Source organism: Micromonospora sp. DT48 (genome assembly GCF_049844495.1).
Lineage (GTDB): Bacteria > Actinomycetota > Actinomycetes > Mycobacteriales > Micromonosporaceae > Micromonospora.
This window is the reverse complement of the sequence record NZ_JBNCLE010000008.1, coordinates 107,320-119,811: the sequence shown is the minus strand read 5'-3', so window position 1 is coordinate 119,811 and position 12,492 is coordinate 107,320. Positions and strand designations below refer to the sequence as shown.

Annotated in this window: 13 protein-coding genes; 8 read left to right on the top strand and 5 right to left on the bottom strand. The window is 74.9% G+C overall.

The features are described from left to right. Positions 1 to 36: 36 nt before the first annotated feature. Complete coding sequence (locus ACLQ2S_RS10650) at positions 37 to 1,800, bottom strand: DNA polymerase Y family protein (RefSeq protein WP_155219179.1); 1,764 nt, start codon at positions 1,798 to 1,800, stop codon at positions 37 to 39. A gap of 179 nt (positions 1,801 to 1,979) precedes the next feature. On the opposite strand from ACLQ2S_RS10650, the gene ACLQ2S_RS10645 reads away from it, so the two are divergent. Further along, positions 1,980 to 2,651, top strand: a complete 672-nt coding sequence (locus ACLQ2S_RS10645; protein ID WP_155219182.1) for a hypothetical protein — start codon at positions 1,980 to 1,982, stop codon at positions 2,649 to 2,651. Between the two features lie 95 nt (positions 2,652 to 2,746). Here ACLQ2S_RS10645 and ACLQ2S_RS10640 read toward each other — a convergent pair whose 3' ends face one another. Both ACLQ2S_RS10640 and ACLQ2S_RS10635 read right to left on the bottom strand, forming a co-directional pair. Next, positions 2,747 to 3,466, bottom strand: coding sequence for a hypothetical protein (locus tag ACLQ2S_RS10640; RefSeq protein WP_425701612.1), 720 nt, complete (start codon positions 3,464 to 3,466; stop codon positions 2,747 to 2,749). Between the two features lie 129 nt (positions 3,467 to 3,595). Continuing rightward, positions 3,596 to 4,045: an SAV_6107 family HEPN domain-containing protein gene (locus ACLQ2S_RS10635; protein ID WP_155219188.1), complete on the bottom strand. Its 450-nt coding sequence runs from the start codon at positions 4,043 to 4,045 to the stop codon at positions 3,596 to 3,598. A gap of 563 nt (positions 4,046 to 4,608) precedes the next feature. Between ACLQ2S_RS10635 and ACLQ2S_RS10630 the strand changes: the two genes are divergently transcribed. From ACLQ2S_RS10630 to ACLQ2S_RS10605, 6 genes are all read left to right on the top strand, one after another. Next, a complete protein-coding gene (locus ACLQ2S_RS10630) occupies positions 4,609 to 5,097 on the top strand; it encodes a YbaK/EbsC family protein (protein ID WP_155219192.1) in 489 nt (162 codons plus the stop codon). A 61-nt stretch (positions 5,098 to 5,158) separates the two neighbouring features. Next, a complete protein-coding gene (locus ACLQ2S_RS10625) occupies positions 5,159 to 5,902 on the top strand; it encodes a monooxygenase (protein WP_309223432.1) in 744 nt (247 codons plus the stop codon). Beyond that, positions 5,899 to 6,471, top strand: a complete 573-nt coding sequence (locus ACLQ2S_RS10620; RefSeq protein ID WP_155219194.1) for a GNAT family N-acetyltransferase — start codon at positions 5,899 to 5,901, stop codon at positions 6,469 to 6,471. The genes ACLQ2S_RS10625 and ACLQ2S_RS10620 overlap by 4 nt, the downstream gene beginning before the upstream one ends. After that, entirely contained in the window at positions 6,468 to 7,313 is an 846-nt protein-coding gene (locus tag ACLQ2S_RS10615) for a carotenoid biosynthesis protein (protein ID WP_155219197.1), read from the top strand. Before ACLQ2S_RS10620 ends, ACLQ2S_RS10615 begins: the two co-directional genes overlap by 4 nt. Then, positions 7,310 to 8,437 carry a glycosyltransferase gene (locus tag ACLQ2S_RS10610; protein WP_425701611.1) on the top strand — a complete coding sequence of 376 codons (1,128 nt, stop codon included), beginning with the start codon at positions 7,310 to 7,312 and terminating at the stop codon, positions 8,435 to 8,437. Before ACLQ2S_RS10615 ends, ACLQ2S_RS10610 begins: the two co-directional genes overlap by 4 nt. Positions 8,438 to 8,460: 23 nt before the next feature. Next, a complete protein-coding gene (locus tag ACLQ2S_RS10605; protein WP_155219202.1) occupies positions 8,461 to 9,948 on the top strand; it encodes a phytoene desaturase family protein in 1,488 nt (495 codons plus the stop codon). Positions 9,949 to 10,090: 142 nt separating this feature from the next. Here the strand turns inward: ACLQ2S_RS10605 and ACLQ2S_RS10600 are convergent, their stop codons facing one another. Both ACLQ2S_RS10600 and metF read right to left on the bottom strand, forming a co-directional pair. Then, entirely contained in the window at positions 10,091 to 10,780 is a 690-nt protein-coding gene (locus ACLQ2S_RS10600) for a CDP-alcohol phosphatidyltransferase family protein (RefSeq protein ID WP_309223433.1), read from the bottom strand. A gap of 43 nt (positions 10,781 to 10,823) precedes the next feature. Then, positions 10,824 to 11,741 (bottom strand): methylenetetrahydrofolate reductase [NAD(P)H], encoded by a 918-nt coding sequence (gene metF / locus ACLQ2S_RS10595; protein WP_309223434.1) that lies wholly within the window; start codon positions 11,739 to 11,741, stop codon positions 10,824 to 10,826. A 310-nt stretch (positions 11,742 to 12,051) separates the two neighbouring features. Here metF and ACLQ2S_RS10590 point away from each other — a divergent pair, with 310 nt between their 5' ends. Beyond that, entirely contained in the window at positions 12,052 to 12,489 is a 438-nt protein-coding gene (locus ACLQ2S_RS10590; RefSeq protein ID WP_425701610.1) for a helix-turn-helix domain-containing protein, read from the top strand. Positions 12,490 to 12,492 lie beyond the last annotated feature (3 nt).

Below are 12,492 nucleotides of genomic sequence, written 5' to 3'. Positions count from 1 at the left end.
GTGGTGCGTGACCGCCCCCGGAACGCGCTATCCCCGTCAGTCATAGATCGCCTCCACCCACCAACGACCACCTTCGACGGCGAGCAGCAGGGCACTGCCGTCGGCCAGGCAGACCTGGAAACGGGCCCGGCGACGGGCCTCGGCCGGGGCCCACCACCGCTCGTCGACCGGCCACGGACCGGCCCAGCCGACGATCTCGGCCGACGCGGTGGCGGGGGGAACGACGGAAACGAAGGTGGGATCGGAGCCGGTGGCCACCGCCGGGGTGGCGACACCCAGTCGGGCCGGTGAGGCGCTGACCGTCAGTCGTGCGCTCACCACGACCGGCGCGCCGGTGGCGTCGAGCACACTCGCGGCCAGCGGGGTCGGCAGCACCACGGCGGGCGAGGGTGGTGGCAGCCGCCCCGGCCAGGAGGGCACGGCCGCCCCGGTGCCCGCCCGCCGACGGCGGGAACTGGCCGATCCACCGCGCGCCGGCCCGTCACCCGGGCCGGTCGCCTCCGTGACGGCGGGCCGGGCGTCCGGACCGGGCCAGGATCGTCCGACGGGTTCGGCCGGACCGGGCCAGGATCGTCCGGGTTCGGCCGGACCGGGACGGGCCGGGAGGCGTTCGTCGCCCCAGGGCACCAGCCGGGTCTGGTCGGCCGGAGACCGCCCGCCACCGAGCACTGCGGTGACCACCGCCTCGGGGCCGAGCAGTCCCTGCACCCGGCTCAGCGCCCGGTGCGCCCGCTCGCGTTCCGCGCCGATCTCGCCCCACAGCCCGGGTTGCAGGCCCGCCTGGGCCAGCACCCCGTCCGGCACCAGCCGCAGCCGGATGATCCCGGCGGTGGGTCGGGCCGGGCCGGCCCGGCGAGCGCCGGTGAGCCAGCCGTCCAGTTGCCAACGGACCCGGTCGGCGATCGCCGCCGCGCTCAGCAGACCGTCGTGCCGCCAGACCCGGTGCAGCTCCTGGCCGTGCGCGGTGACCGCCTCGATGCCGAGCCGGGTGCAGGCCAGCCCGTGCCCGGCGAGCCGCTCGTGCAACCGTTCGGCCAGCGTCCGGGCGGCGAACGCCGCGACGTCGACCCGCTCGATCGGCTCGTCGAGGTCGGTGGTGACCGTCAGGTCGACCGGGGGTCGCCGGGCCGCGAGCGGGCGGTCGTCCCGGCCGGCGGCCAGCCGGTGCGCCAGCGCCCCGTCGAAGCCGAACCGGGCCAGCACGTCACCTGCGGGCAGCGCGGCGAAGTCGCCGAGCGTACGCACTCCGAGCCGGCGCAGCAGGTCGGCCAGAGCGGGCCGACCGAGCGCCTCGACGGGCTGGGCGGCCAGGAACTCCGGTGTCTCGCCGGGCGGCACGATCCGCCCCTGCCGGGCGGCCAACCCGGCGGCGAAGACCCCGTCGGCGACACCGACCTGGCTCTCCACCGCGCAGCTCTGCGCGACGTGCTCGACGATCCGTTCGGCTGCCGCCTCCTCACCGCCGAGGTAGCGGCTCGGCCCCCGGGCGGGCAACGCGCAGGCGCCGGGGCGGATCACCTCGACCCCGACCGCCACCTCCTCGATCGCGGCCACCACCGGCTCGAAGGCCCGCGCATCCCGCCCCGGATCGTGGGCGACGACGGTCAGCCCCGGGCAGCGCCGCTGCGCCTCCCGCCGACGCAGCCCTCGGCGTACCCCCTCGGCCCTGGCCTGTTCGGAGCAGGCGAGGACCCGGTTGGCGTGCAGCACCGCCACCGGCCCGGTGGCCGGCACCCCGTCGACTATCTCGGCGGCGAGCACCGGCCAGTCCGGGCACCAGAGCAGCAAGCTCCGTGTCATCGGCCGTACCTCGAGCTGGTCTTGATCACGACCAGGCCGACTTGACCCCGAAAGCTAATGGCATTAGCTTTTTGGCTACAGCAGTAAGCTAGGTGTTGCCGCGCCGCGAATGCTCCACTGCGGCGGTCCCCGCCGCCCCTGCCCCTCATCCGGCCCGCAGGGCCGTCAAGGAGTCCGCAATGAACCGGATCCGAGCCGGTGCCGCCGCCCTCGCCGCCGCGGCCGTCATGTTCGTCCTCTATCCCGCCCTGCGCCCCTGGCACGACGAATCCACCGCGGCCGGCGCCCTCGCCTCGATGTCCGCCAGCACCTGGGTGCCCTCGCACACCTTCGCCATGATCGGTTTCATCCTGGTGCCGCTCGGCCTGCTGGCCCTCGCCCGGACCGTCGCCGATACCGGGTCGGACCGCACCCTCGTGGCCGCCTTCGTCACCAGCACCGTCGGCACCGGTCTGGTGCTGCCCTACTACGGCGCCGAGGCGTTCGGCCTGCACGCGATCGCCCGCCAGGCCACCACCAACCCACAGATCGACCTGCTCGCCCTGGCCGATCAGGTGCGGTACCACCCGATCGCGGCCTCCACCTTCGGGATCGGCCTGGCGGCGCTCGGCGTCGGCGCCGCCCTCGCCGCGGTGGCGATCTGGCGCGACAACCTGCTGCCCCGGCTCAGCGGGGTGCCGTTCGCCCTCGGGTTCCTGCTCTTCCTGCCCCAGTTCTTCACCCCGCCGGCGGTCCGGATCTCCCACGGCGTGCTGATCGGTGCCGGGCTGCTCTGGCTCGCCACGGCGCTGTGGCGAACCGCAGGTGCCACCCGCCCCCGGCCCATCCGACGAGCCGGCCCCGGCCACTGACCCACCAGCGGTCGACCCACCGACTCCACAACCACCAGCCCGGAGCGCACCGAACTGACGCGCACCGAGCTGACGGTCTGCCTGGGGGTGGACGCTCATGCCGAGGCCACCACGCGTAGCGCGGTCTCCGGCCGACCGACCGGTGCCGACCGGGGGATGACCCGGGTCGTCTCGGCACCGGGCAGCCACACCGTGAGCTCCTTGGGGCGGGCGGCGGCCCCCCGGCCGCGCGCCGAGATGGTCACCTCCCGACGGCGCAGCCGTCCCCGCCCCGCGCCGAGCCCCTGCCAGATGCCACGGACCACCTGGAGCGTCACGTCCGCGCCGTCCCACCGGCCGTACGGCACCAGCACGCTGCCCCGTTGCCGGGCACGCGCGGCCAACCGGTCGGCGACCGAGGCGGAGACGGTGGACGGGACCGCGGTGACCACCACATCGACCCCGTCGATGAGCGCGGCGACCACGGTGGGCCAGTCCGGGCCGGGCTGCGGCACCAGGGCGAGCCGGTCCAGGACGATGCCGGCCTCGGCCGCCGCCCCGGCCCCGAAGGTCGGTATCCCGACCACGGCGCACCAGGACCCGGCGCGGGACGCCTCGGCGAGCAACGCGAGCAGCAACGAGGTGGTGCCGCTGTGCCGATGCCGCCCGACGCCGACCGCGACGGTGCTGCCGCGCCGCAGACCCCGGTTGGGCAGCAACCCGGTCAGCTCGGGCCGCACGGGCAGCACCCGGTGCCCACCCGCCGGGTCGGGTGCGCTGGCCGGGCGGACCAGCCCGGCCAGCGCGGCGGAACCGACCACCATGCGGCCCGCCATCGGACCTCCCCCGTCGTCGCCCCGGGCATCCGGCCCGTGGATGGTGCTGTCGTGGATCACAAAGAAGTACGCGTGGCGGGGCGGCGTCCGGCCACCCTGGGTCCCGCCGTGGTGGCCGGACGCCGCGGCTCAGGCGACGAGACCCTCGATCGCCGGCTGGTGCGCCAGGCCGAGCGCCGTTTCCACCACCGTCACGAACTCCTCGGCGGCGCGGAGCAGGTCGTCGGCCTCCCGGGCGGTCACCACCCGGGGTATGCCGGCCTCGGCGGCGGCCCGTTTGCCCGCGCCGAGGGCGAAGTAGCGGGCCCACTCGTCGAGTTCGGGGGCGACGCCGGCGAGCAGAACCCAGACGTTGGTGATCCGGTGACGCCGGACGGGCGCGGGGCGGGCGCGGGCGGCGAGCACCGCCGCGGCGGCGCGCAGGGCCGCGAGATGGGCGGCGGCGTACCGGAGGCCGTCGGGGGCGGTCCGGGCGGCTTCGGCGAGCCCCTGTCGGGCGACCGCGAGCAACTGGACGGGAGTGCGGTGCGGCAGCACATGCGCGGGCACCGTCGGTGCCTGAGCCGGACTGGTCGGCATGGTCTCCTCCAGATGAGCCGGGGCGGGCAGGCACGTGGACGGTGGCCCGTCGACACGCAAGCCCGCGGCGGTCGGTGCGGAGGAAGACGCACCAGGTGGATGGCCGGCCGGGCGTGGAGCTTCCCCACACCACACCCGACCGGCGTACCGGCGGGTCCGTCGTCCGCCGCCCGGGGGTCGTTGGGCGGCGGACGACGGCCTGCCTGACGGGCCCGGACTCGCGACTGCCCGGGGCCCAGGTGCGGTCCGCGGCACCGCACCTGTCGGAAGCCGGTGCCGCGAAACACCCGCCTCCGAGAGGGGTTGGAACGAACGTTCGAGGCAATCGAACACTCGTTCTAACTACTGCTGACAGTACACCCTCCCACCGACGAAAACGCAACGTGTGACGCGCCGACACCATCGACCGGCTCAGTCGCGCAACCGCGCCGCCGTCGCCTGCCACCGGCGCGGGCCGGTCGGGTGACGCACGGCGGCGACCGGGCCGCGACGACCGCGACGTTTCCGCCCCCGGCGACGTGGCCGACTGCGCGTACGGCCCGCGTACCGGCAAGAATGGCGGCATGCAGTCACACCCGAACGTCCGGGCGGTGCAGGACGCCCTCGACGCCGCGAACGCCCGGGACGGCTCCGACGCGCCCGCCACGGTCCGCCTGCTGCCCGACGCCGTGCACACCGCCGCAGCCGCCGCCGAGGCGCTCGGCGTCGACGTCGGCGCCATCGCCAACTCGCTCGTCTTCGACGCCGATGGAGCCCCGTTGTTGGTGCTCACCTCCGGCGCGCACCGGGTCGACACCACCGCTCTGGCGGACCGGCTCGCCGTCACCCGGCTGCGCCGGGCCACCCCGCAGTTCGTCAAGGAGCACACCGGGCAGGTGATCGGCGGGGTCGCCCCGGTCGGTCACCCGCAGCCGCTGCGCACGCTCGTCGACACCGCCCTGGAGAAGTACGACGAGATCTGGGCCGCCGGCGGCGTGCCCCGGGCGGTCTTCCCCATCACCTACGCCGAACTGCTGCGGGTCACCGGCGGAACGCCGACCGACGTGGCGTGAACGAGCGAAGCGAGCGGAGAGTGGTGCCTCGCGCCGACGGCGGGCGCAGCGAGGTGGCGGCGTGAGGCGCCCGGAGAGCGTCCCCGAGTTGGTCACCCTGCACGTGTGGCGGATCGCGCCGGCCGCCGTGGGTCGGGCGCTGACCCGGATGGCGCTCGACCCGCGCCGGCTGCGCGCGCTGCCCGGCGTACGCTTCGGCAAGCTGCTCGGCACCGGGACCGGCACCGGCTTCGGGCCCGGCGACGCGGACCTGACCCGTTGGGCGGCGCTGACCGTCTGGGACTCCCCCGCCGCAGCCGCCCGGTTCGCCGACTCATCCGTGGCGCGGGCCTGGTCCGGTCTCGCCCGCGCGGATGTCCGCCTCGACCTGCGCCCACTGACCAGCCGGGGTGAGTGGTCGAGACGGCGGCCGTTCGGTGACCCGACCGGCGGCCGGGTCGCCGGCCCGGTGTTGGCGCTGACCCGGGCCCGACTACGACCCACCCGGGCACTCACCTTCTGGCGGGCGGTCCCGCCGGTGGCCGCGGCCCTGCACACGGCACCCGGGCTGCTGGCCCGCTTCGGCGTCGGCGAGGCGCCGCTGGGCTGGCAGGGCACCGTCAGCGTGTGGCGCGAACCGGCGGATCTCGTGGCGTTCGCGTACCGTCACCCGCAGCACCGAGCCGCGATCACCCGGACGGAGACCCAACGGTGGTACGCGGAGGAACTCTTCGCCCGGTTCGAGGTGCGGGACGTGGTCGGCGACCGAACGGTACTGGGGTGGGTCACCGACGACGGTGACCCGGCGAAGGGTGGACGGGCATGAGGTTGGTGCGGTGGACGCCGGACGATCTCCTCCGACGGCTGGACGACGTGGTGGCCGTCTACGGCGAGGCGATGGGTTACCGCGCCGACCTGCTGGAGGCCCGTCGTGGCTACATCGCCACCCACGTACGCCGGCCCGGCTTCCGCGCCGTGGCCAGCCTCACCAACACCGGCCAGCTGGCCGGGTTCGGCTACGGCTACGTCGGCGCCACCGGCCAGTGGTGGCACGACCAGGTCTGGCGGGCCCTGGACCAGGCCGCCCGTCGGCGGTGGCTGACCGACTGCTTCGAGGTGGTCGAGCTGCACGTACGACCACCGGCCCAGGGGCACGGGCTGGGCGCCGGGCAACTGCGCGCCCTGCTCACCATGGCCGAGGGTGCCACCACCCTGCTGTCCACCCCGGAAGCCGACGAGCAGACCTCGCGCGCCTGGCGGCTGTACCGCCGGTTCGGCTTCGTCGACGTGCTGCGCGACTTCCGGTTCCCCGGCGACGAGCGTCCGTTCGGGGTGCTCGGCCGGGACCTGCCGCTACCCGCGCCGGAATCCACACCACCACCGGTGCGGTCATGACCGCACGGTCACCGGTCCGGGGCTACGCCTGGACCATGCTGGCCCTGCTGGTGCTGGCGCAGATCTGCTACCCGCTGACCGACGGGGTCACCCGGGCCCGGCTGACCGTGGCCACCGTCGTGCTCGGCTACCTGCTCTCGGTCGGTCACGCCCTGCTCAGCCGGGGGCCTCGGGCGGCAGCGGCGCTGGTCGCGGTGGCCACCGGCGGCGGGTTCGCCATCGAGGCGCTCGGCGTGGCCACCGGTTTCCCGTTCGGCAGCTACGACTACTCCGGCCAGCTCGGCCCGAAACTGGCCGGCGTGCCGCTGATCATCCCGCTGGCCTGGACCTGGATGGCCTGGCCCGCCTGGCTGGCGGCCACCCGACTCACCGGCGGGTCACCCGGCCGGTGGCGCTGGCCGGTGCGGATCGCGTTGGCCACCGTCGGGTTGGCCGCCTGGGACCTCTTCCTCGACCCGCAGATGGTGGCCGAGGGGCACTGGGTGTGGCGTGCTCCCACTCCGGCCCTACCCGGGCTGCCCGGCATCCCGGTCAGCAACTACCTGGGTTGGCTGCTGTTCGCGGTGCTGATGATGACCGCGCTGCGCCCGCTCGCCGGGCCCACCGTGACCGGCACCGGCGACGGCGATCACCCGATGTTCGCGCTCTACCTGTGGACGTACGGCTCCAGCGTGCTGGCCCACGCCGTCTTCCTCGACCTGCCCGCCTCGGCGGTGTGGGGGGCGGTCGGCATGGCGGTGGTCGCCGTGCCGCTGGCCGTGGCCCTGCTGCGGGCCGGGCGGACCCGCGACCACACCGGTCCGCCGCGCTCCCCGACCGACGCGCTCGACGTGGCGGCATGACCGTAGCGCTGGTCCTGCTGCTCGGCGTGAGCGTGCTGACCCTGCACACCGTGGTCAACGCCGGTCGCTGGCTGCGCCGACCGACCGACCGGCCGACGGAGGTCACCGAGACGGTGGCGGTGCTGCTGCCGCTGCGCGACGAGGCCGACCGGGTCACCCCGTGCCTGCGCGCCCTGCTCGCCCAGCGGGCGGTTCCCGGGCTGCGCGTGATGGTGCTCGACGACGGCTCCACCGACGGCACCGCCGACGTGGTGCGCGCGATCGTCGCCGACGATCCCCGGGTCACCCTGCTCACCGGGGTGACCCCGCCACCGGGCTGGCTGGGCAAACCACACGCCTGCTGGCAGTTGGCCACCCGCGTCGAGGAGCCCGTCACCGCACTGGTCTTCGTCGACGCCGACGTGGTGCTCGACCCGTACGCGGTGGCGGCGGCGGTCACCGAGCTACGCGCCGCCGGGGCGACACTGCTGTCGCCGTACCCACGGATCGTGGTGCGCTCGGCGGCCGACCGGCTGGTGCAGCCGCTGTTGCAGTGGTTGTGGCTGACCTTCCTGCCGCTGCGGGCGATGGAACGGTCGCCGCGACCGTCGCTGGCCGCTGCCGGCGGACAGTTCCTGGTCGTCGACCGCGACGGCTACCTGCGCGCCGGTGGGCACGCGGCGGTCGCCGACCGGGTGTTGGAGGACATCGAGCTGGCCCGGGCGGTGAAGCGGGCCGGTGGTCGGATCGCCCTCGCCGACGGCTCCCGGCTGGCCAGTTGCCGGATGTACGAGGACTGGCCGCAACTGCGCGACGGCTACACCAAGTCGTTGTGGGCCTCGTTCGGGCACCCGGCCGGCGCGGCCGTGGTGCTGGCCCTGCTGCTGACGCTCTACACCGCACCACCCGTGGTGGCCGTCGCGGCACTGCTCGCCGGGGCGCCGATGGTGGCCGGGATCGCGGTGGGCGCGTACCTGGCCGGGGTGGCCGGGCGGGTGGTCAGCGCCCGCGCCACCGGCGGCCGGGCATGGCCCGACGCGCTGGGCCACCCCGTGTCGGTCGCGATCCTCGGTTGGTTGACCCTGCGGTCGTACCATCTGCGTAAGCGACGGCGCCTGTCCTGGCGCGGTCGCCCGATCGGCTGAAGGTTCGGGCGAGGGGGCGCGACATGGCGCGGATCGTGGTCGTCGGCGCCGGGGTGGGTGGGCTGGCCACCGCGGCCCGACTGGCCGTCACCGGGCATCAGGTGACCGTCCTCGAACGCGCCGAGCAGGTCGGCGGCAAACTCGGACGGCACAGCCACGACACCCCCGAGGGCTCGTTCCACTTCGACACCGGTCCCAGCCTGCTCACCCTGCCCGAGGTCTTCCACGAGCTGTTCGAGGCGACCGGGGCGAAGCTCGACGAGTACCTCGACCTGGTGCCGCTGGACCCGATCGTGCGGCACGTCTTCCCCGGTGGCGGCCCGGTGCTCGACTCCTGCGCCGACCCGGCCGAGTTCACCGCCCGGATCGGTGCGGCCCTCGGCGACCGCGCCGCCGCCGACTGGCAGCGGCTGTGGCGCCGGGCCGCCCGGGTGTGGCGGGCCTCCGAACGCGACATCCTGCGCCGCCGCGTCGACTCTCCCCGTGACCTGGCCCGGTTGGCCTGGCGGCTGGGCGACCTGGCCGCGATCCGGCCCGGTCAGAGCCTCCGTGGGCTGGGCCGTTCCCTGATCTCCGAGCCACGACTGCGGATGCTGCTGGACCGGTACGCCACCTACACCGGCGCCGACCCGCGCCGCGCACCGGCCGCACTGGTCGCGGTTCCCTACGCCGAGCTGGCCTTCGGCGGCTGGTATCTGCGTGGCGGGCTGGGCAGCCTCGCCGACGCGCTGCTGTCGCGCTGCCTGGACCTGGGGGTGGTGGTGCGTACCGGCACCACGGTCAGCCGGATCGACGCGGTGGGCGGTCGGGTGCACGGGGTACGCGTCGCCGACTCGACCACCCCGATCCCGGCCGACGTGGTGGTGGCCAACGTCGACGCGCTCAGCGTCTACCGCGATCTACTGCCCGACCCGCGCCGGCTGGCCGCGCTCACCGACCGCAGCCTGGCCGGTTTCGTGCTGCTGCTCGGCGTACGCGGCGACTCCGGGCTGGCCCACCACAACGTCTTCTTCCCCGCCGACTACGACGCCGAGTTCGACGCGGTCTTCGGTGATCCGGGGCGGGGACTGCGGGCCCGCCCGGCCGCCGACCCGACTGTCTTCGTCACCGTGGCGGACGATGCGGCCGTCCGTCCGGCCGGGCACGAGGCGTGGTTCGTGCTGGTCAACGCCGCCCGGCAGGGCACCGCACCGGGGGCGATCGACTGGCGTCGGCCGGGGCTGGCGCAGGCGTACGCCGACCGGATCCTCGACGTGCTGGCCGAACGCGGCGTGGACGTACGCGACCGACTGGTGTTCCGCGATGTCCGTACTCCGGCCGACCTGGCCGCCGCCACCGGCGCGCCGGGCGGCACCATCTACGGCACCGCCGGTGGTTTGCTCCGCCCGGCCAACCGGGGACCGGCCCGGGGCCTGTGGCTGGTCGGCGGCTCCAGTCATCCGGGCGGTGGCCTGCCGATGGTGACCCTGTCCGCGCAGATCGTCGCCGAGGCGATCGGTCCCGCCTGGTAGGTGTAAGGAAGGGCCCCCTACTAACGCCTGCGGTAGAGGAAGGGCCCCTTGCTAACGCCCGCCAGGCGCGCTGGCACACCCAACAGGCGCGGCCAGTCGGGCGGTGCCCCCCGGAGTCCCCCGGCGGTACCCCGGGGACCGCTCAGCCGGCGTCGATCAACGCCCGGCGGACGGCGGAGAGCAGCTGCCCCAGCCCGAAGGCGGCGAGCAGCACCCAGACGGCGGTCGCCATGGTGATGGTGCCGGCCGCCAGGTCCGTCTCGATCAGCCCGCTCAGACCCGCCAGCAGCAGCCCCGCCACGGCCACGCAGACCCGGGTGGGCCGCTCCCCCACGGTGACCGCGCCGATCTCCCGCATGCCGGCGGCGACCGCGCGGGCGCGGACGTACTCGTGCAGCCAGGACAGCGCACCGGCTGCGGCGACCAGCGCCCCTGGCGCGCCGATCAGCCAGAACGCCACCAGCCAGGCGGCCTCGCCGAGCCGGTCGGCCAGTGAGTCGTAGACGTAGCCGAGGCGGGTGGTGCGCCCGGTGGCCACCGCCACCGCCCCGTCGACGCTGTCGGCGACCGAGGCGAGCAGCACGAACAACGCGCCCAGGAACGGCCCGTCGCCCGACCGGACCGCGAACAGCGGTACGCAGAAGCAGAGCAGCACCCCGACCACCGTCACCGCGGTCGGGCCGACCCGTAGCCGACCCAGCAGGAACCCGACGTGGTAGGAGAAGCGCAGCCAACCGCGCACCACCGGCGTGGCGGCCCGGGGATCGAAACCGCCGTGCAACCGGGCCCACGCCGTGGCGTACTCGTTCCAGTTCAGCTGTCTGCCCACCACGGTTCAACCGCCGCGACAGCGCCGAGGTGTCGCGCGCCTGGTGTCACGTCGCGACGCTCACCCGCAGGTTCTGCCATATCTCCCGGGTCGCGGTGGACCGGTTGAAGGTGATGAAGTGGATCCCCGGCACCCCCTCGTCGAGCAGCCGGCGGCACATCTCGCTGGTCTGCTCGATGCCGAGCCGGCGGACCGCCTCCGGGTCGTCGGCGACCCGCTCGAACCGCTCGGCCAACGCCGGTGGAAAGGGTGCCCCGGACAGCTGCACGGACCGCTCGATGGTGCCGATCCGGGTCACCGGCATCACCCCGGCCAGGATCGGGGTGTCGCAGCCGGCGGCGGCCACCCGGTCGCGCAGCCGAAGGTACTCGTCGGCGTCGAAGAACATCTGGGTGATCGCGAAGTCCGCGCCGGCCCGGCACTTACGCACGAAGTACTCGGTGTCGGCGGCGACGTCCGGCGAGCGCGGGTGCCGGTAGGGGAAGGCGGCGACACCGACGCTGAAGTCGCCGGAGTCCCGGACCAGGCGGACCAGGTCCTCGGCGTAGTGCACGCCCTCGGGGTGCGGGATCCACTCCCCGGTGGGATCGCCCGGCGGGTCACCGCGCACCACCAGCACGTTGCGCACCCCGGCACCGGCCAGCCGCCCGATCACGTGCCGCAACTCGGCGACGGAGTGGTTGACCGCCGTCAGGTGCGCCATCGGCAGCAGGGTGGTCTCGGTGGCGATCCGCTCGGTGACCGCGACCGTGGTGTCCCGAGTCGAGCCACCGGCACCGTAGGTGATCGAGACGAAGGAGGGGCGCAGCGACTCCAACTCGCGGATGGCCTGCCACAACTGCCGCTCGCCCTGCTCCGTCTTGGGCGGCATGAACTCGAAGGAGAAGGTCGGCTGGCAGTCGCGCACCAGCTCTCCGATCGCCGGTTGCGAGTTCGGGAGGACCGAGGGAAGACCGAGCGCCACGAACCGACTCTAGCCGGACCGGACGGACACCCCCACCGGCTTCCCAGCAGTGGGGACGGCCGACCCCGCACACACCGGCGTCCATCCGTGACATCGACACCACGGACCGTGGTGTACGCCGAACCGTCGCACACCCGCCGCCGGGGGAACTGTCGCACCCGCGGGCTAATCTGCTCACCTGCGCGGGTGCGGTCGACAGCCCACCGGGCGGCCGCGCGGGGGTCACGCGCGGGGGTCAGCAGCAGACGGTGCGCCGACACCACCCTGAGCCGGTGTCGGGCCACCACCCGCCGACCCTGCCGGAGGATCCATGTCCCCGCCGCCGTCCGCCTCCACCCGCCCCGACTCGGCACCCCTGGGCCCGCTGCTGGTCCGGCTACGCCGCACCCGGGGATGGAGCCAGGCCCGCCTCGCCGCCGAGCTGTGCGCCGCCGCCGGTGTGTGCACGCTGAGCCGGCACGAGATCTCCCGGTGGGAGCGGCAGGTACGGGAGCCGGGGCGCTTCTGGCGCGGCTGGCTGGTCCGGGTCCTCGCGGCCCCGGCCGTCCAGCCCGGCGCGGGCAGCCAGCCCTGTCGGCCGGGTCCGGGCCGACACGCCCGGCCCGCGTCCAGGCCCGGCAGCGCGTCCAGGCCCGGCGGGTCAGCCCGCTCGGCACGACCTGTCCCGCCGCCGGGTCGATTGCGACCAGCGGCTGACCCGACGCGCCGGAGGGCGGGTGGCTCGGCGCGTCGTACCCCGACCAACTAGCGT